Source organism: Rhizobium sp. TAL182 (assembly GCF_002117725.1).
Lineage (GTDB): Bacteria > Pseudomonadota > Alphaproteobacteria > Rhizobiales > Rhizobiaceae > Rhizobium > Rhizobium esperanzae.
On the sequence record NZ_CP021027.1, the window covers coordinates 422518 to 442228 of the forward strand.

15 protein-coding genes and 3 pseudogenes are annotated in these 19711 nt (G+C 55.8%); 12 read left to right on the top strand and 6 right to left on the bottom strand.

The window, feature by feature from the left end:
• Positions 1-64: 64 nt before the first annotated feature.
• Positions 65-547 (top strand): annotated as a pseudogene (locus Tal182_RS26560) (IS3-like element ISRel21 family transposase); the annotation flags it as partial.
• A 367-nt stretch (positions 548-914) separates the two neighbouring features.
• Here Tal182_RS26560 and Tal182_RS26570 read toward each other — a convergent pair.
• The 4 genes and pseudogenes from Tal182_RS26570 to Tal182_RS26590 all read right to left on the bottom strand — a co-directional run bounded on the left by Tal182_RS26570 (position 915) and on the right by Tal182_RS26590 (position 5838).
• Complete coding sequence (locus Tal182_RS26570) at positions 915-1400, bottom strand: NifX-associated nitrogen fixation protein (protein WP_004677039.1); 486 nt, start codon at positions 1398-1400, stop codon at positions 915-917.
• A gap of 281 nt (positions 1401-1681) precedes the next feature.
• Positions 1682-1827, bottom strand: a pseudogene (gene nifH, locus Tal182_RS33025) (nitrogenase reductase); the annotation flags it as partial.
• 1251 nt (positions 1828-3078) lie between these two features.
• A complete protein-coding gene (nolL, locus tag Tal182_RS26585; protein ID WP_309506638.1) occupies positions 3079-4191 on the bottom strand; it encodes a nodulation factor fucose acetyltransferase NolL in 1113 nt (370 codons plus the stop codon).
• A gap of 873 nt (positions 4192-5064) precedes the next feature.
• Positions 5065-5838 carry an aquaporin gene (locus Tal182_RS26590; RefSeq protein WP_004677031.1) on the bottom strand — a complete coding sequence of 258 codons (774 nt, stop codon included), beginning with the start codon at positions 5836-5838 and terminating at the stop codon, positions 5065-5067.
• An 895-nt stretch (positions 5839-6733) separates the two neighbouring features.
• Here Tal182_RS26590 and Tal182_RS26595 point away from each other — a divergent pair.
• From Tal182_RS26595 to prs, 8 genes are all read left to right on the top strand, one after another.
• Positions 6734-7189, top strand: coding sequence for a phasin (locus tag Tal182_RS26595; protein WP_085861409.1), 456 nt, complete (start codon positions 6734-6736; stop codon positions 7187-7189).
• 286 nt (positions 7190-7475) lie between these two features.
• Positions 7476-8030 carry an adenine phosphoribosyltransferase gene (locus tag Tal182_RS26600; protein ID WP_004672710.1) on the top strand — a complete coding sequence of 185 codons (555 nt, stop codon included), beginning with the start codon at positions 7476-7478 and terminating at the stop codon, positions 8028-8030.
• Positions 8031-8061: 31 nt separating this feature from the next.
• Entirely contained in the window at positions 8062-9330 is a 1269-nt protein-coding gene (locus tag Tal182_RS26605) for a radical SAM protein (RefSeq protein WP_004672712.1), read from the top strand.
• A gap of 80 nt (positions 9331-9410) precedes the next feature.
• Positions 9411-9905, top strand: a complete 495-nt coding sequence (locus tag Tal182_RS26610) for a hypothetical protein (RefSeq protein ID WP_004672713.1) — start codon at positions 9411-9413, stop codon at positions 9903-9905.
• Between the two features lie 5 nt (positions 9906-9910).
• On the top strand, positions 9911-10240 hold the full coding sequence (locus Tal182_RS26615; RefSeq protein WP_004672714.1) for a hypothetical protein: 330 nt from the start codon (positions 9911-9913) through the stop codon (positions 10238-10240).
• Between the two features lie 178 nt (positions 10241-10418).
• A protein-coding gene (locus tag Tal182_RS26620; protein WP_094299120.1) for an IS3 family transposase occupies positions 10419-11608 on the top strand; the annotation gives its coding sequence in 2 pieces (ribosomal slippage) (positions 10419-10671 and positions 10671-11608; 1191 coding nt in all).
• On the top strand, positions 11605-12657 hold the full coding sequence (locus tag Tal182_RS26625; protein WP_094299123.1) for a nucleotidyltransferase family protein: 1053 nt from the start codon (positions 11605-11607) through the stop codon (positions 12655-12657). Before Tal182_RS26620 ends, Tal182_RS26625 begins: the two co-directional genes overlap by 4 nt.
• 2 nt (positions 12658-12659) lie before the next feature.
• Positions 12660-13601: a ribose-phosphate diphosphokinase gene (prs, locus tag Tal182_RS26630; protein ID WP_011053499.1), complete on the top strand. Its 942-nt coding sequence runs from the start codon at positions 12660-12662 to the stop codon at positions 13599-13601.
• Between the two features lie 6 nt (positions 13602-13607).
• Here the strand turns inward: prs and Tal182_RS33160 are convergent, their stop codons facing one another.
• The gene (locus tag Tal182_RS33160; protein WP_309506636.1) at positions 13608-14699 is read right to left on the bottom strand and encodes a medium chain dehydrogenase/reductase family protein; all 1092 of its coding nucleotides are present in this window, start codon (positions 14697-14699) and stop codon (positions 13608-13610) included.
• A 353-nt stretch (positions 14700-15052) separates the two neighbouring features.
• Positions 15053-15676, bottom strand: a pseudogene (locus Tal182_RS26640) (acyl-homoserine-lactone synthase).
• A gap of 434 nt (positions 15677-16110) precedes the next feature.
• Here Tal182_RS26640 and repA point away from each other — a divergent pair.
• The 3 genes from repA to repC all read left to right on the top strand — a co-directional run bounded on the left by repA (position 16111) and on the right by repC (position 19711).
• Positions 16111-17325 carry a plasmid partitioning protein RepA gene (repA, locus tag Tal182_RS26645; protein WP_008534005.1) on the top strand — a complete coding sequence of 405 codons (1215 nt, stop codon included), beginning with the start codon at positions 16111-16113 and terminating at the stop codon, positions 17323-17325.
• A complete protein-coding gene (repB, locus tag Tal182_RS26650; protein ID WP_004672729.1) occupies positions 17322-18347 on the top strand; it encodes a plasmid partitioning protein RepB in 1026 nt (341 codons plus the stop codon). The genes repA and repB overlap by 4 nt, the downstream gene beginning before the upstream one ends.
• 155 nt (positions 18348-18502) lie before the next feature.
• The gene (gene repC / locus Tal182_RS26655; RefSeq protein WP_016737357.1) at positions 18503-19711 is read left to right on the top strand and encodes a plasmid replication protein RepC; all 1209 of its coding nucleotides are present in this window, start codon (positions 18503-18505) and stop codon (positions 19709-19711) included.

The window sequence follows — 19711 nt, forward strand, 5'->3', positions numbered from 1 at the left end:
CGTCACGGTTAAGCAGCATGGCAACATTGTCGGCTGTGAACTTGAAGCGGCGGTGATCGGAACGTGGGCGATGGACTTCGTTCACGACCAACTCGCAACGGGTAAGAAACTGCGCGTGCTGACGGTGGTCGACACCTTCTCGCGCTACGTGCCGGTGCTTGATCCACGTCATAGCTATAGAGGCGAAGACGTTGTGCAAACCCTTGAACGGGTGTGCCAAAAAGCCGGCTATCCGAAAACGATCCGTGTCGACCAAGGGACCGAGTTCGTGTCGCGCGACTTGGACCTGTGGGCCTATTCCAAGGGCGTGACGTTGGACTTCTCACGCCCCGGCAAGCCGACTGATAATGCTTTCATCGAAGCGTTCAATGGCCGCTTCCGTGCAGAATGCCTGAACCATCATTGGTTCCTGACCCTTGCGGATGCCCGCGAAAAGATGGAGGATTGGCGTAGATACTACAATGAGGAAAGACCTCATGGTGCGATCGGCAACAAGGTGCCGATCTCGTTGGTGAATTCGGGAGGCGCAACCAGCCCGCCTCCCTGAATGAAGCCGGAAAACTCTAGCATCCGGTGGTCCAACGTTTGGGAGCGTTTCAAGACCGCCGAGGCTCTAATCGCCGCCGGATGAAAATTCAGTGACAGGTCATTTGAAGGCCAACCACCTACCTTCCTGCCGAACACTGGCAGACCAGAAAACAAGGGGCGCAGCCAATACACGTCGCTTGATCAGTGCTTGTGAGATACGCCGGAGCCAAAGAGGAGCCGTAGTGAGTAGTGAACGCACTGTCATGCAGGTTCCTCCATGTCGCCCCCCCCCCCGCGCCAAGAACGCTAGGGCACACCCCCGGATTGCTTGATTGCTGGGCAGATTAGCGAAGAATTCCGCCCTATATGAGCCGTTTCAACCGCACTTAAACGCGCGCTACATCTGAATAGGTCTTAATTGTTGTTAAGCCATTATCGACCAGGCCAGTTCCCGCCTCGGCGAGCTTTTGGAGGTTGTCGAAGCCAAATCGATGTACGTCGCGGAGCGTCTTCGAGAGTACTACGAGCCGCCCCGCCGTGAGTAATATCCGACCGAATCCCTCATGGTTCACAGTCAACACCGGTGACGCCATCAGTCCGGACTGCTCCTCTATAGCAAGTGCTACGGCGGCATAGAAGATCTCAAGCCGCCACTGCACCTCTAGGTCAGGTCCCCCGATGAGAGGAATCGCCCTACGCTGCTGCCTCGTCACGATGAAATCACAGAGCAAATCGGTGTCCGATTTCTCTTGCCACAATTCAAAGGTGTCTTGAGCACGCATCAGACGCAAGAGGCACTTAATGAAAGGCGTGGCGAGAGCATCTTTCTCATCTAATCGAGCATTGTTGGGGACAGGGGTGACGTTTGACATCAGTTAAAATCCTCCTGAGTGTTGGATGCGGTTTGACTAAGGGCCACACCCGCTTCCGGTAACACCATCCCTTAAAATGGTGCGGCAGATGGGACCTGTGGCGACGCAACTTGGCCCGGACGAATGACATGGCCCCTCGAAACGGGGCGGCCGCAACAACAACGGCAAGCGGCGGGCAACGCTGGCGGGCTTGACGAAAAGCGCTTCACAAGCGAGATTCCCGTCGCGATAGTCCAGTGGCGGTAGGTTTCGCCGCGAACTCCACCCTCAACCAACCTATTCGCCGCCAGGTGTAAAACCGTGTCTCGGGCTTTCGAATTGAGGATCAGGCGGGGGGTGGAATCAGCTTTTCGAGGTCGACAAGGACAGTGAGAGTATCTTGAGAGGCCGTGTACTTGCCGATCCCCCCTTTTCCGTGCGAACTGATGCAGACCTGCCATGTATTTTCCCTTCAAGGTTCAAATCGACTTCGACCGGACGCCACACGTTCCACCAGGCGATTGCCCGCCGCGTAGTTCTGGGAGTTCAAGACTCATGCCAGTCTCCTCCGCTGAGGTTCGGAACACGGCATCTGTATTGTTTCCAGCTTCTTAGCTAGCCCATGAAGAATTGATCGAGGACAACGTTGTCGTGAACCGGACAAGACGCGGTGGGGATCGAAGAAATGGCATCCCGGTGCAGCGGCGGAAGCCTATTCTCCGGCCACGTCAGCAACAAATGACACCCGCCGAAGCCGCTCCGCTCTCAATTCGCGGATTGGGCGCAATGTCCGGCCGCTTGCCGAGGTGCAGCCGGTCGATCTTCTTTGCTTGGCGATCACAGCGCCTCCCAGTGATGGACTCCGAGACCCGCATGCATCACTGGCTGGAGCTCCCTTCCTCGACAGTTAGCGCCGTCATTTGGGGGAATGCCGCGGGCAAATGGAAAGCGGCATAGGCCCCCGCGACGCCGGCGACAGCTCAACAACGCTCTGAATTTCCACAGTGAACGGCTGTTAGACGTAGCCGGCAAAGGGGAAGCTCACGAAGATCAGATGGCCCTTCAGGGCCGGGTCCTGGTCCGATGCCCACCGGATCGACCGGCCGCAAGGTTTTAGGACCGTTTCAACAACCAGCCCCTGGGCGCCTCGGCGGCGTGTATCTTAAGTTGCCGGCGTGCGTCGGCCGCGTTCACTCTCTATCCGCACCAGAACACGGCACCCGGGGGATCATGCTGCCGGCACGACCTAGCTGGCCGGTACCGTCGGCGCCGGCAAGAGGATGACTGTGGCAGCGGCCGTCATGGAGCAGTGCTGCCTCGGTGTGACCGCTGAGGCGATACTCGCTGTTTCCGGTCATTGCTTAGCACAGGCCGGAAAAGCGTTTCTGGTACCTTAGCGAACGCTCGCGATTTTAGCAGGGACAACGGGACCTGGCGGCAAGCGGACCCCAAACAAGTGCGAAGCAAACCGAATCTTTGGCAACCTCAAAGAGGGTGGAGTCGATACCCTGGGGGTCAAGCGCCCGCGTCGTCGCGGAGCATTGGGCGCGAGGGGTTTGCGGATTCTCGATACGTGATTGGCACATCAGTCGGACCTCAGCCGATCTTCGTGCAAAAGGATCCTTTAAAAATGGGCCCCTTAACGCGTGCCTTGGCATGCTTGCTTGCTGACGAAGTTTAGGTTGAGAATTGAACACCGCTAGTTATTCGCAGGATTGCTCGGCAAACGAACGAGGCGGGGTGGCGTTCCAAGCATGAGCTGGGACAGATAGGGAATGTCGCGCACGCTCCAGCGAACTGCTAGTGCTACGGCAATGATCATCGTCCCGAGAATTCCCGCCGCGCCAGACCTCATTGTGGGAGCCCATTGTTCTCCGTATTGTATCAAATCCATGAGACGGAATACCGTAGCCTGCACCAGGTACAACACGAGCGTGCTCTGCCCCACTTCCACGGCGATAAAGCGAACCACCCGGTTCGAGCGTCCAATTTTCCAGGATTGAAGCAGAATCTCGATCATCACTGCAGAGGCCACTGTCGAGCCAAAAAACATCAGAAGGATATCTTTTGCCGACTGCAGATCCTGGATTAAGGCGAGATTGTTGTAGACATAGGTGTCCTCGCGCCACGCCATGAAGCACAAGCTAGCCGCGATAGAGGCGGACATCATCAGGAGTGGCTTATGATACCGCATTATGCTCGTCCACCAATCTCTCGACTGCGCAAATGAAAATCCCATGCAGAAAAAGGGATAGGTGTACTTTATGAGAGGGAATATAGAAAACGTCACGGGGGCAACTGCGACCAGTATGGATGAGACAAGCAAAGAGCGTGCCGACCCGGAGTTGAAGATCGAAATAAGTTTGACCAAAAGAAAAGAAGCAAACGCAGCCCAGATGAACCAGTATGTGCCGACGAAATCGTGCATGAATTGCAACAGGTTGCCAGGTGCGTCCGGCGGCCGGGGAAACATGAGCAATTTGACTGCCTCCAAAAGGGTGCACCAGAACAGCGTCGGCACCAGGAGCTGCAGCGCGCGATCACCGATGGCTTGCCTGAACGATTTGCCTAGTAGCCCTGATCTAGAGAGATATCCGCTTATCGCCATAAAGAGAGGCATGTGAAACATGTAGATCGATTTGAAGCATGCCGAATCCCAGAAGCCATCACCCTCGTAAAAGATATATTGTATCAGGTGACCGAAAATCACCAAGACAATGAGTATTCCTTTGGCGAAGTCTAAAGCTAGATCGCGATCGTCGGCCTCTGGCGCCTCAGGCACTGTCTTTCCACCTACAATTCTTGCTCGCATTCTCAACATCTCACGATGCCTACGGGAGCCTTTGAAAGCGGCATTTTCCAACCTCTCGTTCATCATGCAGGCTAATCCAGCTTCCGATCAGCGCTCCGACTTCGGCATGCTGAACGACGGCCAACGGTCATACAATTTGCCTGGGTTCCAAGTTCACAGGGCGACCGTGGCGACTTAGGCCCAGTAGCCGTTTTCGGCGTGTCCATTGGCTGTTTTTCGCCGCAACGTACGCCCCGCCTAAACTCGCTGCCGCGCAACTGCTTGGGCTGCCACGTCGTCGAAATCTTCTAACGGACATTTGCGCGTATGCAAGTAGCGCTGCTTGACTCTGCACTCGGCTATTGTTGCGATTGCATATGATTCTCCATGCCAAACTTGCGCGACACCGTATCAAAAGAACATATTGCCGATTCAATGGCTCCTAGCCGCTGTGGGTATCGTCTATCACCTACCGGCGCTTGGGTGTGGATCGGCACCCCAGCGCAACCCCCCAGACGCTGGAGATTTGCTCCATTAGATCCGCCGCCCAACGTGTCCTATATGGCAGCCTCACCATTGTAAAATTCATGCTCCTAATGACACGCATCTGCGGTATGGATGAGTATCGCGGACCCTTGACAACCTTGAGCGGAAGGTCGGTGAGTATCGCGATACACGAGGCTTTGGCCGCGATCGCCGCCGTTTTGGATCGCCGCCAATGATAGCTGGACGTTGGGCTGCCATTGTCGATCCGTATGCGACGTTTGTCGATACGTCAGAGACGACCGTGGTCCCAATCCGTAGGAAGATCGCAGTAAGCGTCAAGATATGCGGGATGCAACGGCCAGTGTCTGGGGATGCGCTCCCCTGTCAAGGTCGAGACCCCCTCCTCGATCAGTGGCTTTCCCTTTTTGGGATACCTCTCCTTCGGTGGCGAAAGAATGAAACCGGGCTGGATATGTCGCTGGTCATTTCGCGCGATTCAAATTGGCGCAGACTTTGCGGCTCGCTTGACGCGACGATCCCCCTGAGCTGAAGAAGGCCGGCCGCAATAGCGCCGAGCATTGGCGCACATATATAAAGCCAGAGTTGAGAGAGTGCCGCCCCTCCTGCGAAAAGTGCTGGGCCGATCGATCGTGCTGGATTCACAGAAGAACCCGAAACGGTGATACCGCCAAGGTGGATCGCAACTAAGGCAAGTCCAATCGCCAATCGTGCAACAGCGCCGCGTCCAGCCGTGCATTTGAGGAATACAGTTACGAACAGGAACGTGGCGATAAACTCGAATAGGAACGCAGCTCTCCATCCGTAGACTACCCAGCCGGTTTGGGCGAAACCTTCTAGGGTGATATCGTAACCGCCGACCTTGTTCATAGCGATAAGGTAGAGCGTGCCTGCCGCCGCGATAGCTCCTGCACATTGGGCGGAGACATACGCGAGAAAGTCCCACACTCTCAATCGGCGCGACACGAGGAAACCCAGGCTGACCGCCGGATTGAGATGCGCGCCCGAGACTGGGCCAATCGTGTAGGCCATTGCAACCACGGTCGTCCCGAAGGCTAAAGCGACACCCAACAGGCCCACCTCTTGACGCATATAAAGCAATGTGCCGCAGCCGAGGAAGACAAGTGTGAAGGTCCCGAAGAATTCGCAAACATACTTTTTCATTTTTCACTCCATTGATTTGACCCCACGTACTTTTCGGTGTCATCCTCGTGCCGCCAAGCGTTCCGCATGCACCGAACCAATCATCGTGTCAGGTCCCGAAAACCTCCGTAGTTGACTTCAATTGCGTCCTTGTCCGACGAGATCGGCATCAGAGCCTATGGTCAACCAGCGTCACCGATCACCAGCAAACGTCGTACCAAATGAAATATGTTGCGCATCACAGCGATCGCTCTGATGACGTTCGGTCTTAGGTTCGAAAGTGCCGTGAACAGGATAGGCAGGCGAACCGTACCGAGACGTATGGACCCGAGCTGGGCTACGAACAAATCGCCAAGCAGCCCATCCTCAAATTATCGAAACAACGACCCTCTTCATGGCTCCAAGCGGAAGGTGGTGCAAAGCAGGAACCAGGACAAGGGTTGATAAGACCGCCAGGGACGTTCACGAGAAGTCGAGTAACGCCCCTTAGCCACGAACAGGCACATGATCCTTGGCGCGATTTGAAGTCCACGTGAATTCCCTTGTCCCCAGCGCAACCGTCGACATTTCTCGCAAATGTCGGGCATTCGCCACTTTTGTCAGATTTGTCGTGACTGGAACGTTTTGTTCGCCGGTCTCTCCGCCAAATACACATCAACCTGCCCTCAACCCGCCCATCGATAAACGAAAATCATCTTCTTGGCGCGTCGGAGCAGTTGGCATGGTGTTTGCTGATCCCTGGTTACAAGCGGCAGAAAGCAGTCTGCATGATGCCGGTTCATGAAACGAACGGAACGGAGGCCACCTGACCGTTCGTCATCGGATCCGCGTTCTACCAAGCGGCCATGCATCCGCCGGCGGAAGGGTCAATCCCGATGTCACAGCTTGCAACCAACTCAAAGAGAAGGAAAATGCAATGACCAAGATTTCCGAAAGATCCTTTGAAACGATCGAAAACCCGGGGTCATCGCCGCTCAAGGTGCCAGATCAGTTCGGCGCATCCGTTGAAAAGGGGAACAAGCAGGTGACAGAGGCTCTTTTGAAATTTGCGTCCGGCGCTGAAGCGACACAGAAAATGCTGCCTCCGATCCTCGAAACGACAAGTCTATTCGGCAACGAATTGTGGTGGAAGACGATCGCTGCACTGCAAGCCGACGCCGAGGCCAGCTTCTCACATTTGCAAGCTTTGCTGGGCGCGAATTCGCCGTCGCAGATCCTCGAACAGCAGTCGACCTTTTTCCGCAAGCGCGTTGAGACAAGTTTGCAGCACGCCAAGGAAGTCCGGGAGCTCTCAAGCAGGGCGGTGGAGGAAATCTCAAAGCCGGTCAAGGATGCTTTTGACAAGGTCCTGACGAACCCCAAAGCGACGTAAAGTTGACTCGGCACTAAGATCAGGGCTGGACGAATCATGATCGGAGCCGCTTTCGAGGAGACAACATTATGCGGCCGACTGATGTTTCATCTGTTCGCGGCGCTGGCGAATTCCGGCGTGATCTGGTCAGAGAGCGGACCCGTGCCGGCCCGGAGGAACGTGGTAGGCGCGGCGGCGGCCGCCGCAGATAAGCTTGCCAGGGCCTCATCTGGTGGCTGGCCACAAAGTGCGCGAGGCCATCGCACCTTACGAGGCTCTTAGATGGTTACATGTGGGGGATAGTAAAATGATTGTAGCTGTTCCAAATAGCGGGGCGTCACGGATTAACCAATCCGGTGTAGAAGCATTACGAGAATTTCCTAACTTTCCGATAGGCGGGATCTTGTTCAAGGATATAGCGCCTATGCTGGCTGGTAGAGGTGCATTGGGCGAAGTCGTTTCTACCGTCGCAAGCCAAGTGTCGGGAACAGAAATCGATGCCATTTTGGCGGTTGATGCGCGTGGTTTCATCTTGGGCGCCTCATTGGCTGATAGGCTCGGTTGCGGTTTCATCATGGTAAGGAAACCCGGTAAACTGCCGGGGGACGTCCTCTCATTTGAATACAGCTGTGAATACTGCTCCGGAACCCTGGAGGTAACTGCCGGCCTCATCGGTGACGGCCTGCGATGCCTGATTGCTGATGACCTTCTAGCGACGGGTGGCACTGCTCGGGCGACTGGGAATTTTGTCAAGTCCCAAGGCGGAGAGATCGCCGGATACGCATTCATACTCGAAATCGAAGTTTTGAAAGGCAGGCGTCAATTGGACGACGCACCAGTGATCAGTGCGATGACGTGCTAGCGCAGCAACATAGACGTAAGGAGGCAAGCGCATGAATACCCCTGATTGGCTTTCGACACCGCAGGACGTGCATGTAGCCAGTCAGACGCTACAGGCCCTCGTCACAAGTGAACTTTCGAAACGAGTCGTCTCGGAAAACGAAATTAAAACGATCTATCTGTTTCTAACCCGCAAGTGCAATTTGGGATGCCACCACTGTTATATCGCAGGCGTCGGGCCCAAGGCCAAGGGCATTGATTTCAACCTGGAGGCGATCCAAGGACTGATCGAGCAAGCACTACCCAATGGGCTGCGCAAGGTTAAGGTTTCCGGGGGTGAACCGATGGTTCACAAGGAATTCATGGCAGTCATGGAATATCTCGCATCCTGTGGGCTGAAGGAGCTGGTTTTCGAGACGAATGGAACCCTCTTTGACGAGTTCACGATCGAGCAGCTAAGTAGGCTCCCCAATTTGACGGTCTTCATCAGCCTCGACCATTTCGACCCAGAGGCGCACGACGCTTTCAGAGCAAAATCGGGTGCGTTCGCCAAGACTGCGATTGTCCTGCAGCGGCTTGGAAAAACTGACATCTCTACGGTGGTAACGACGACTGCCTATCGCAACAACTATGACAAGGTGATTTCGATTATAGATTTGGTGCTCGGCTGGGGCATCAAGAAGCATCGGACGCTGCTCAACATACATCCGATGGGCAACGCGCGCAGCCATGAGGACAATGCGATAAGCTTGGAGGAATGCAAGCTACTGATAGGCGATCTTTTGAAATCTCCCCATTTTGAGAGTGGCGCTGCATACATGACTCTGCCGCCGGCTCTGATGCCTCTCAAGTATCTGAACGGCGTGCATACTTGCGGTTGGGGCGACAACGTACTGGGCATACTGTCGAACGGACAAGTTTCGATGTGCAGTGCCTCCTACGATGATCCGGAAATGATCGCCGGCAATGCCTTCGAAATGCCCTTGATGGAAATCTGGCGCAACAGCCCGTTCTTCCATGAGCTACGCGAGGTGGTGAGTGGCGAGGTTAAGGGCGTCTGCGGCAACTGCGTGTTTTATCCAGTCTGTCGCGGCGTCTGCAAGATGAGTAGCTGGTCGCACTATGGTGAAAAGGACGCGCCCTATCCGCTGTGCCAGGAACTTTACAATAACGGAGGTTTTCCGGAGTACGCCCTGGTGGACCCGACGAAAGATTCCACCTACCGCCGCGGAGTTATAGCGAAAGAGCGTCGGCCCGCCGCCGAAGCTCCTGTCTATAACTTCTCGGAGGAAATCGCGGCTGCTGCGCAACACACTCACTAACGCAGGAGGCGCGACGTAATAATTGCTGTGTCGACGACGTAATTTAACCAGGTCAACAAAAATAACGTGGAGGATTGAGGATGAGCAGAGCTTTCCGAGGTGCGGCGGGTGTGGCGCACACACTTGCGAACAACGCGATACGATCCGGCAACAAAGCAGCCGCCCAGCAAGCCCAGGTGATTTCTCGTCTCGCGGAAGGACTCGCCCGGCTGCAGGCGGGTTTGGATGACCAAGCTCAGCAATTGACGGCTGGCCTTGTAAAATTAGAGCAATCGCTAAAGGTGTCACGCAGATCGCAACGGTCGAAATCCGGCTCACTCGCTGCTAACGGCGAACTACAAGACTACTACGTTGATATAACCGCCTCGAAGAAATTTGGCAAAGCCAATTGGCCGCGCGCCGCCGATTCAGGTCTTGTAGGACGCCGCATTGGGCGAGGACCGGTTAGGATGACTGGTTCCGACACACAATCGGCAAAGGCGGTTACCGCCGCATTCGCCAAACTTCTCTCGGCTCAGGCACAATTGCTGCAGATACGCAGTGAAGTGGAAGACCTCAAGAAGGTTCAGAGGTAGCGGCAATGGCTAGTTCCCGACTGTTTGGCTACGCCGTTGACGAAGAGGATGGCAAGCTGGTAATCGTGATTGACGGATTGCTTGCCGAAAGTTGCATCCGGCAAATTCGGGACAGCGCCCAGACGGGCCGCGGTGGTGAACTCTTGTCGCGATTGCTGCCGGTAAGTTCGGTTTACAAGCTTATGTCTGGACAAGAGGAACGCGCTGAAGAAACGCTCAGCCTTGAACAGTTGCTTGGACAAAACGTCGACCAGAGTTTCGCTTCCTTCGAACAACAGTTCGCCGACCTGAGGCAGACACTAGCCGAATTCGGCAGCCCGGAAAGTTCGAAATAAATCACGCAGCCGCAGGAGTCTCCGCGATGCTTCGGTTGTCACCAGAAGACTCTATTTTGCTGATCACCTGCCGGGCCTACCTACGACCCGAGGATGAAGAGCGTTTGGTCCGTCTTGACCTGCCACTGCGAATTTCCTCCAGAATTGATTAGAGTCCGGCCCATCAAAGGACGGACGAATGAAGAAGCAGAGATTTACCGAAGAGCAGATTATTGCGGTGCTGAAGGAGCAGGAGGCTGGTGCGAAGGCCGCCGACCTTTGCCGCAAGCACGGAATTTCAGAAGCGACGTTTTACAACTGGAAAGCCAAATACGGCGGCATGGAAATCTCTGAGGCCAAGCGGCTGAAGGCGCTTGAAGATGAGAATGCCAAGCTGAAGAAGCTGCTCGCCGAGCAGATGCTGGACGCAGCAGCACTCCGCGAGCTACTTTCAAAAAAATGGTAGGGCCTGCCGCCAAGCGTGAAGCCGTCACGCATCTGAAGGCCGTGATGGGTCTTTCGGAGCGGCGGGCCTGCCAGATCATATCCGCCGACCGCAAGACGGTGCGTTATCGGTCCTGCCGACCGCCGGAGGTGGCGCTGCGGGCAAAGCTGCGTGACCTTGCAAACGAGCGTCGGCGTTTCGGCTATCGGCGACTGTTCGTCCTGCTTCGACGGGAAGGAGAGCCGTCCGGCGTCAATCGCATCTACCGGCTCTATCGCGAGGAAGGGCTTTCCGTTCGCAAGCGCAAAGCCCGGCGGCGTGCTGTCGGCACGCGTGCACCGATCCTGGTCGAAGCGAAGGCCAATGCCCGCTGGTCGCTGGATTTCGTTCACGACCAGTTCGCTTGCGGAAGGAGGTTTCGCGTGCTCAACATCGTCGATGACGTGACGCGCGAATGCCTGGCGGCGATCCCGGACACCTCGATCTCCGGTCGTCGCGTCGCTCGCGAACTGACGACGCTGATCGAACGGCGCGGCAAACCGGGGATGATCGTCTCCGACAACGGCACGGAACTCACTTCGAATGCTATCCTTGCCTGGTCAAAAGATCATAAGGTCGAGTGGCACTACATCGCGCCGGGAAAGCCGATGCAGAATGGCTATGTCGAGAGTTTCAACGGGCGCATGCGCGACGAGCTGCTCAACGAAAGCCTGTTCTTCGGCCTCGACCATGCCCGAAGCGCCATTGCTGAATGGGCCGACGATTACAACCACTTCCGGCCGCACTCATCGCTCGGATACCAGACCCCGGCAAGCTATGCCGATACCATTGCCGCAACCGGCTCCAACGCTGCGCGAGATGAAAGCTTCGCGTTTCCGCCGGTTGCTCACACCGCGCCACTTGGCGTATTCAAAACCGCCGGGGCTCTAATCGCTGCTGGATGAAAGTTCGGTGGCAGGTCAGTCTCTGCAAGGAGCCTGTCAACTGGCCCTATGTGGTATGGCGCGCCGAGCATAATCGGACGGTGCCGCTGCTTGAGAATCACTTGCGCCGCCTCGATTTGTTGACACTATTGCCTACTGAGGCGGCGCATTACGTTCAGTGCTGGACTGTCATGTCAAAGGTCAGGTCCGCACTCGAATTTCGCAATCTGCCAGAAATCATGGATGCGCTGGATCGGGCCGGCATCGCCTGGTTCCTGGTGAAGGGACCAGATCTCGCGCTTCTCCACTATCCCGATCCACTCCTACGGCCGATGACCGATCTCGACATCATGGTCAAGCCCGCTGACGCGCAGCGCGTGCAGCGGCTCATGTTCGATCTCGGCTACCGGCACGGTATTTTCGACCCTTCAAATGGCAACTGGCATCCGGAACGAAAGGAACTCGATGACGAAACCTTCCGCGAAAGTTATTCCTTGCCGGTGTTTGTAAGGATAGAATCCGTTGAATCTCCGTTCCCTGGTCCCGCGGTGCCACGCCAGCTGCGCTACCGCCACGTAAAGGGATACATCGATTCCGCGAAGAAGCTGCACATGCCCATCTTCATTGATATGCATGTAAATCTCTCCGTCGGCATCGATGTCGAAGACATATGGTCAGGCGTGCGTCTTGCAAACGGTCTAGGCCGCATATTGCAGGTCCAATCCGCGACTGGCGCCGTCTGGTTCCTTTCGGCCAGGCTTTATCACGAGGCCTTCCTTTATAATTCGCTTCGACTATTGATGTTCGGCGATCTTCATGCGGTTCTACACAAAGAAATGGCGAATATTAGCTGGGCGGAGGTCGCTGCGATAGGTTACAAATACGAGATGAGGCCGGCGTTATATTTCGTCCTGACGCAGATGAAGCGCATCTGTGGGATAGACATACCGTCCGAGTTCCTAGAGCTCATTCGACCTGATCAAACCGAGGTGCCACTTCAACATGATTGGGGCGACGTGTTGCCCAAACTGCTGTCTATTCCCACTGTTAACGATCTTGAGCTGGCGTAAATATGGCGCCCGAGTCACCATATCGTACAGATCCTGCGGCGAACGACCTTCGTATCGCAGCAACCGAAACCTCTGCAAAGTTTGCGTCAACAGTCCATCGGGCCCTCACGCGGTCAGGAATAACGATCCTAAACACGCAGGTGTTCAGCAATGGCCAGATGGCTGTCACTCCGCGCGACGGCGGGCTTGGCGGAAATGTGGTGGTCGTGCAAACATTTCCTGACAGCGTTCATGATCGTCTTTTCGAGTTGTTCCTAGCGCTTGGTGCCGTGCGGGCGCGGGGTCCCCGCACGATTACCGCTGTTCTTCCCTACCTCCCATATTCGCGTTCGGATCGCCCTGCCTTCGACGGCGGACCTGTACCGGTGCGAATCCTTGCGGGGATTATCGAAACTCTCGGTATAGATCGGCTGATAACTTTCGAACTCCATGTTCCTCAGCTGTGCGCCGCATTTGCCTGTCCTGTCGTCAATCTTCAGTTCGCTCCCGCCCTAGTTCGCCATCTCGGTTCTGCGGCCGTCGATGGCGACATGGTCGTTTCACCGGATTTCGGCGGAGCGAAGCGAGCTGAGCACTTGGCGGCCCTGCTCGGCTGCCCATTCGCTGTCATGCGCAAGCACCGCAGAGACGATGATGACTTTCGGGAGAGCGTCGAGATTCTGGGGGACGTTGCTGGCCGGACGATCATCCTGATTGACGACGAAATCAACAGTGGTCAGACGGCTTTTTCAGCCGCCGCACATCTCAAAGCGGCAGGCGCTCGCAAGATAACCCTTGCCGCAGCCCATGCCATATTCACGCCGTCGCTGAACGAAAACTGGGGACGGTCTCAGATCGACCGCATCGTTGTGACCGACAGCGTCGGACGTACCGACAATTTCCCCGACAGTGTCGAAGTAGTCTCGATCGGCAACGAAATTGCAGGCGCGCTGCAGGCACGCTGAGAAGCATTACCTGAAATCTAGCATCACGCGATTAACACGTGGATCGAGCGCCTGCTCGAATGCCTCTTGGGCGTTTGACGAGGGCCAAAGATTGACCTGCAGCACGTCGAAGCGTGCGGCGTGTTCAACGATGGTTCGGATGGCATTTCTCACGTCGTCCGCGCTTTGGGCTATGGTGCCGATCAGTTCAATTTCCCGGTAATGCAGAAAGTTAGCGCCTACCGATAACAAATCGGACGTCGGAATCGATTGGTAGAGTACAATCCTGGCACCGCGTGACGCCGCAGCTATGGCCCCCTGAATGCCTCTGACACCGAAGCGCGTGCAAAAGATGCAGTCGAAGCCCCAGCCATCCGTTAATTTCTCGACGAGTTTCGGATCAGACAGAGAATGAACTGACCCCGTTGCATGGGCGCCGGTCGACATCACAGGCCCATGCGTTGCCACGTCGTCATCGAAAAGGTAAACGTCGCATCCTTTGGTTGTCAGAAGTATCGAATGGAGAAGGCCCATCGTGCCTCCGCCGATGACGGCCACAGTGTCTCCAGCCTTTGCACGCGCCCTATTTATGCCGCGTGCCACGCAGGCGACAGGTTCAACTAACGCGGCACGCTCGGGAGCCAAAAAGGAAGGTACGGAAAAAACCTGATAGGCGGGTACGCCCACAAAATTGGCCAATCCCCCCGGCCCCTGCGGCACCCCTCCTCTCGCTTTAGGATTTAAATATGCACAGTGGTTGTCCAGTCCGAGGCGGCAGGCACGACATTGGCCGCATCTGCGCATTAAAAGCACCGCAACGCGGTCTCCTACGCGCAGGCCATCCGGTACATCGTCCGGCAGAGACACGATCGTGCCTGACAACTCGTGCCCGCCCCAATAGGGGTAAGTCGGCTTGGCGCCCCGATAAACGCGTTGCTCCGGTGTGCAGAGTCCACACAACTCTATCCGCACACCGACTTCGGACGATACGGCGAGTGGAACCGACAATGTCCATTCTTCAACCTTGCGGGGGCAAGTAATTACGAGTCCACGAACCTCCATACGAGACCTCTCGCTCCCCGACACACCGACTATCCTAATATGTACACTTACTTGCATCCAGAATCTAGCCAACAACCACAGGCGGCAGTCAGAAAGCTGATGAAATCACGTGCCTTGCTGGCGGGCTTGCTTATGTCCTGGGTCTTGACAAGCTTCTCGGAGATATCGTCGGCGCAAACGGCAAAGGACGTTTCAAGCGGCAGAAGTGTTCCCTTGCGCAAGGAGCGACGAAACTATTGAAGGTAGAGTGGAGCGCTTGGGCCGCGTCAATGCCACCAGCCTCAAACACGAGCCGCGGTTTACCAGCCCGTTCTTCGATGCATCCTCATCTCTGCGAAGATGCCATGTCGCCTTCCCTCATCTGCCCGCGCGAACCCTCCTAAGAGCCTATCGCCACATCGTCCAAAGCTTCATCCTTCGTGGCGCACCGGTTCGAACCGAACAGACCAACAATCCGAGTCGCACCGAGAAGGATGACGGCAACTAGATCGGTAGTTGGGCGGCCGCAACATCAGAAAGGTCTCAGCGTTTGCTGGACGCGTGCCTGCGATGGCGGTGGTGGCAACGATCTTCTCTGGCTGCCCCAAGCGCGGGAGAGGCCATTCGACGCTAGCAAGAGTTCGCTCGAACCTGATATCCGTTACCGCAACGACTTCGCTGAGACCACCTCCCAGGCACCATTCTACGATGCCGGCGAACAAGGTCAGCGTTGCCTCGTGAACGGAACCATCTCCCCTCCCCTCCCCTCCACTCTTCGAGGTGTCGACGCAAAAGCGAGAACTCTAGACCATCAGGGGATTGGCGTTCAGGCGACCCTTCGGGAGCAGAGACGGAAATACGTCTACCAGCATGGTCGGTCCCATCGCAGACAAATCGCGTGCACATCCTGCAAGTGGTCCAGCCGCGGTGACATCCAGGATGGCAGTCGGGGCGAGAGCGTCAACCCCATCTGCCTCGCACTCGTCGACTACTTCTACATCCCAAGTGCGAGTGGAAAAGATCCTCGCACGTAGCCTATGATCGTCCTGAAGCAGCTACGCTTCGTAGTAAATTTTTGGTGTCGAGATCGCGAATACCTGCATGAATTTCTCCGCCGCCGTTAGGCGCCGGGAACTCTGCACGAATTGGAATCGGGCGTCCGTTGTCGAATGCTTACGGTTTTGTGCGAGTGAGTCGCGGCAAGGGGATCACCGACTTTGCCGAGGTCTTCTGCTTTTCGTCTAAATCGCCGGGGCACATTTGTAGGATTCACAATAAAACACACCATGACCAATCGGTACCGCGGTCTTGCTAAGCTGCAGGATATAAACGGAAAAATCCATTTACTCTACGTTCCGGGTTTATCCACGTTAGCCTTTCGTTAACCTAAAACCCCTTGCTCAAAATGCAGAATCGGCTCTAATAGCTAGTGGCGGAACTTTAGCGGTTTCGCGAAAAGTTCCGCCACTTGCAGGAAATGGATTTTGAGATGGCGAAAACCGCAGCAAAAACAGCGCCGGTCGTCGAAGGGTTGACCGCATTGATGGAGCGTCATGCTGACGCTCTCTCCAGCCAACTTCAAGCACATCATCTCAAGGTCTTCCCGCCGACGTCCGAAAAGGGCATTCGATCCTTTGCACCGTCAGAAGCCTCAAAATTGCTTGGCATCGGTGAGTCTTATCTTAGACAAACTGCTTCGGAAATGCCTGAACTGCACGTTAGTATGAGCCCTGGCGGTCGACGCACGTTCACGATCGAAGATATTCATTCAATCCGTAAGCACCTGGACCTGATTGGCCGCGGGAACCGGCGCTACCTGCCCCATCGTCGCACGGGGGAGCAGCTTCAAGTCGTCTCGGTGATGAATTTCAAAGGCGGCTCGGGCAAGACGACGACAGCCGCGCATCTGGCACAGTACCTGGCAATGCGTGGCTACCGGATTCTCGCGATTGATCTTGATCCCCAAGCAAGCCTTTCCGCACTCTTCGGCAGTCAGCCAGAAACTGACGTTGGTCCGAACGAAACACTCTATGGCGCCATCCGGTATGATGACGAGCAGGTCCCAATCGAGCAGGTTGTCCGAGGAACGTACATCCCGGATCTTCATCTAATTCCTGGCAATCTTGAACTGATGGAGTTTGAGCACGATACCCCGCGCGCGCTTATGAACCGGAAGGAAGGTGACACGCTTTTTTACGGTCGGATCAGTCAGGTCATCGAAGACATCGCGGACAACTACGATGTCGTCGTTATCGATTGCCCTCCCCAACTTGGCTATCTCACGCTTTCAGCTCTGACCGCCGCAACCTCGATCCTCGTCACCGTCCATCCCCAGATGTTGGATGTAATGTCGATGAACCAGTTTCTGGCGATGACCTCGAATCTCCTTCGGGAAATCGAGAACGCAGGCGCCCAGTTCAAGTTCAATTGGATGCGCTACCTCGTCACTCGTTTTGAACCGAGCGATGGCCCGCAGAACCAGATGGTGGGCTATCTGCGTTCGATCTTTGGCGAAAATGTCCTCAATTTTCCGATGCTCAAGACGACCGCCGTTTCGGACGCTGGCCTGACGAATCAAACCCTCTTTGAGGTTGAGCGCGGACAGTTCACGCGCTCGACCTATGATCGGGCCTTAGAGGCGATGAACGCCGTCAACGACGAGATCGAAACTCTAATCAAAAAAGCATGGGGTAGAACCACATGAGTCGGAAGCACCTCCTTGACGTCACCACGGACGCGCCCGACAGCTCATCAGCTGCTGAACACAGAGCGGCAAAGACTCGCTCCATGCCGCTTCTCGGCGTGACCAGAAAAGAACGAGATCCAGCGACGAAGCTGACTGCAAACATCGGTAACGCGTTGCGCGAGCAAAATGATCGTCTTGGTCGTGCCGAGGAGATCGAGCGGCGTCTCGCCGAAGGTCAGGCCGTGGTTGAACTGAACGCGTCGTCAATCGAGCCGTCCTTCGTTCAGGATCGCATGCAAGGTGATATCGAAGGACTTCTTGCATCCATCCGCGAGCAAGGACAGCAGGTCCCAATCCTTGTGAGACCTCATCCCGTTAAACCCGCGCACTACCAAGTTGCCTTTGGACATCGCCGGCTGCGCGCCGTTTCGGAGCTAGGACTGCCGGTCAAGGCGGTTGTTCGAGACTTGACGGACGAGCAGTTGGTTGTCGCACAGGGTCAGGAAAACAATGAGCGCGAAGACCTCACCTTCATCGAAAAGGCACGTTTCGCACACAAGCTAAACAAGCAGTTTCCACGAGAAATCGTCATCGCGGCTATGTCAATCGATAAAAGCAACTTGTCGAAGATGCTCCTGCTTGTTGACGCCCTCCCCTCTGAATTGATCGATGCCATCGGCGCCGCTCCAGGCGTTGGACGCCCAAGTTGGCAGCAATTGGCAGAGCTGGTTGAGAAAGCATCGCCTCCGGCAGGCGCTGCGAAATATGCTGCCTCGGAGGAGGTGCAGGCGCTGCCGTCGTCGGAACGGTTCAAGGCAGTGATCGACCATCTGAAACCGCGTCGGACTGCGCGCGGGTTGCCAGACGTCCTGTCGACCCCCGATGGCGACAGGCTTGCGCAGGTCACGCAGAGCAAGAGCAAGCTAGAAATTACCATTGACAGGAAAGCCACGCCGGATTTCGCGGCTTTCGTACTCGAGCATTTGCCGGCGCTTTACCAGGAGCATCGCGCAAAGCATCAACGGAAACAGGGAGTGTAACCCGCAAAAGAAAAGAGCTCCCTCAACGTCGCCGTCGTGGAAGCCCTTCTGTCTCTGTAGCAAGAACAGAATCGCATTTCCTCGAATCCTCGTCAAGAGTCTTTGGCGCCGTTTTGGTGAGCGAATTTCCTTTGCCTGCTGAAAGGTGAGAGACAATGCAGTCGGGGAATGTAGCGACGCCGTTCGGGCGGCGGCCAATGACGCTTGCGCTCGTGCGGCGCCAGGCGGCAATGGAAATCAAGCATGGAAAAGCTGCCGATAAGTGGAAAGTGTTGAGAGACGCTTCCGCCGCGATGGAACTGCTCAAGATCCAGTCGAACAGTCTGGCTGTTCTTGACGCACTTTTGAGTTTTTATCCTGACAATGAGTTGCGTCAGGATGCACAATTGATTGTCTTCCCCTCGAATGCCCAACTGGCGCTTCGGGCGCATGCAATGGCGGGCGCAACGTTGCGGCGGCATATTGCCATTCTGGTGGAGTCGGGGTTGATCGCCCGTAAGGATAGCGCCAATGGCAAGCGCTTCGCCCGCAAGGGCGACGATGGCCAGATCGAGAATGCTTTTGGCTTCGACCTGTCGCCCCTCCTGGCGCGATCGGAAGAGTTGGCGATGTTGGCGCAAAGAGTGGCGGCCGAGAGAGCCTCGCTCAGGAAAGCCAAAGAGAGCCTTACAATTTGCCGGCGGGATGTTCGCAAACTTATTACTGCTGCAATGGTCGAGGGCGCCGACGGCGATTGGAAGACGACCGAGGACATCTACATTGCGCTCGCGAGCAGAATTCCGCGCGTTCCGACCCTTGAAGGGGTCACTAGCGTTCTCAATGAAATGGAGATGCTCCGTGAGGAAGTGCTTAATCGTTTGGAAAACCTCGAGAATGCTGAAAAAATTAGCACCAATGCTGCTCATATCGAGCAGCACATACAGAATTCAAAACCCGAATCCGTAAATGAATCTGAACCACGCTCCGAAAAGGAGCAGGGGGCAAAGGCGAGCTTGAGCCATCAGCCGAAGAATGAATCGCAAAGGGCGTTCCCCTTGGGATTGGTGCTCAAGGCGTGCCCGATGATCAGCGACTATGCACCGCGCGGCGTGGGGAGCTGGCGAGATCTGATGTCTGCCGCTGTGGTGGTTCGATCTATGCTGGGGGTAAGCCCTTCCGCCTACCAGGATGCCTGCGAGGCGCTAGGACCGGAGAATGCTGCGGTGGCAATTGCGTGCATCCTGGAAAGGGCTAACTTCATCAACTCTCCTGGAGGCTATCTGCGGGATCTAACGCGCCGAAGTGAGCGCGGTGAATTCTCGCTTGGCCCGATGATAATGGCGTTGTTGAAGGCCAACGGGCAAGGCGGTTTGAGGGCTGGGTAA

Bases quoted from the DNA above. Each gene is read 5' to 3' on its own strand.
- Tal182_RS26570 (WP_004677039.1), bottom strand. From the start codon at position 1,400: ATGTCAAACGTCACCCCTGTCCCCAACAATGCTCGATTAGATGAGAAA.
- nolL (WP_309506638.1), bottom strand. From the start codon at position 4,191: ATGCGAGCAAGAATTGTAGGTGGAAAGACAGTGCCTGAGGCGCCAGAG.
- Tal182_RS26590 (WP_004677031.1), bottom strand. From the start codon at position 5,838: ATGAAAAAGTATGTTTGCGAATTCTTCGGGACCTTCACACTTGTCTTC.
- Tal182_RS26595 (WP_085861409.1), top strand. From the start codon at position 6,734: ATGACCAAGATTTCCGAAAGATCCTTTGAAACGATCGAAAACCCGGGG.
- Tal182_RS26600 (WP_004672710.1), top strand. From the start codon at position 7,476: ATGATTGTAGCTGTTCCAAATAGCGGGGCGTCACGGATTAACCAATCC.
- Tal182_RS26605 (WP_004672712.1), top strand. From the start codon at position 8,062: ATGAATACCCCTGATTGGCTTTCGACACCGCAGGACGTGCATGTAGCC.
- Tal182_RS26610 (WP_004672713.1), top strand. From the start codon at position 9,411: ATGAGCAGAGCTTTCCGAGGTGCGGCGGGTGTGGCGCACACACTTGCG.
- Tal182_RS26615 (WP_004672714.1), top strand. From the start codon at position 9,911: ATGGCTAGTTCCCGACTGTTTGGCTACGCCGTTGACGAAGAGGATGGC.
- Tal182_RS26625 (WP_094299123.1), top strand. From the start codon at position 11,605: ATGAAAGTTCGGTGGCAGGTCAGTCTCTGCAAGGAGCCTGTCAACTGG.
- prs (WP_011053499.1), top strand. From the start codon at position 12,660: ATGGCGCCCGAGTCACCATATCGTACAGATCCTGCGGCGAACGACCTT.
- Tal182_RS33160 (WP_309506636.1), bottom strand. From the start codon at position 14,699: ATGCAAGTAAGTGTACATATTAGGATAGTCGGTGTGTCGGGGAGCGAG.
- repA (WP_008534005.1), top strand. From the start codon at position 16,111: ATGGCGAAAACCGCAGCAAAAACAGCGCCGGTCGTCGAAGGGTTGACC.
- repB (WP_004672729.1), top strand. From the start codon at position 17,322: ATGAGTCGGAAGCACCTCCTTGACGTCACCACGGACGCGCCCGACAGC.
- repC (WP_016737357.1), top strand. From the start codon at position 18,503: ATGCAGTCGGGGAATGTAGCGACGCCGTTCGGGCGGCGGCCAATGACG.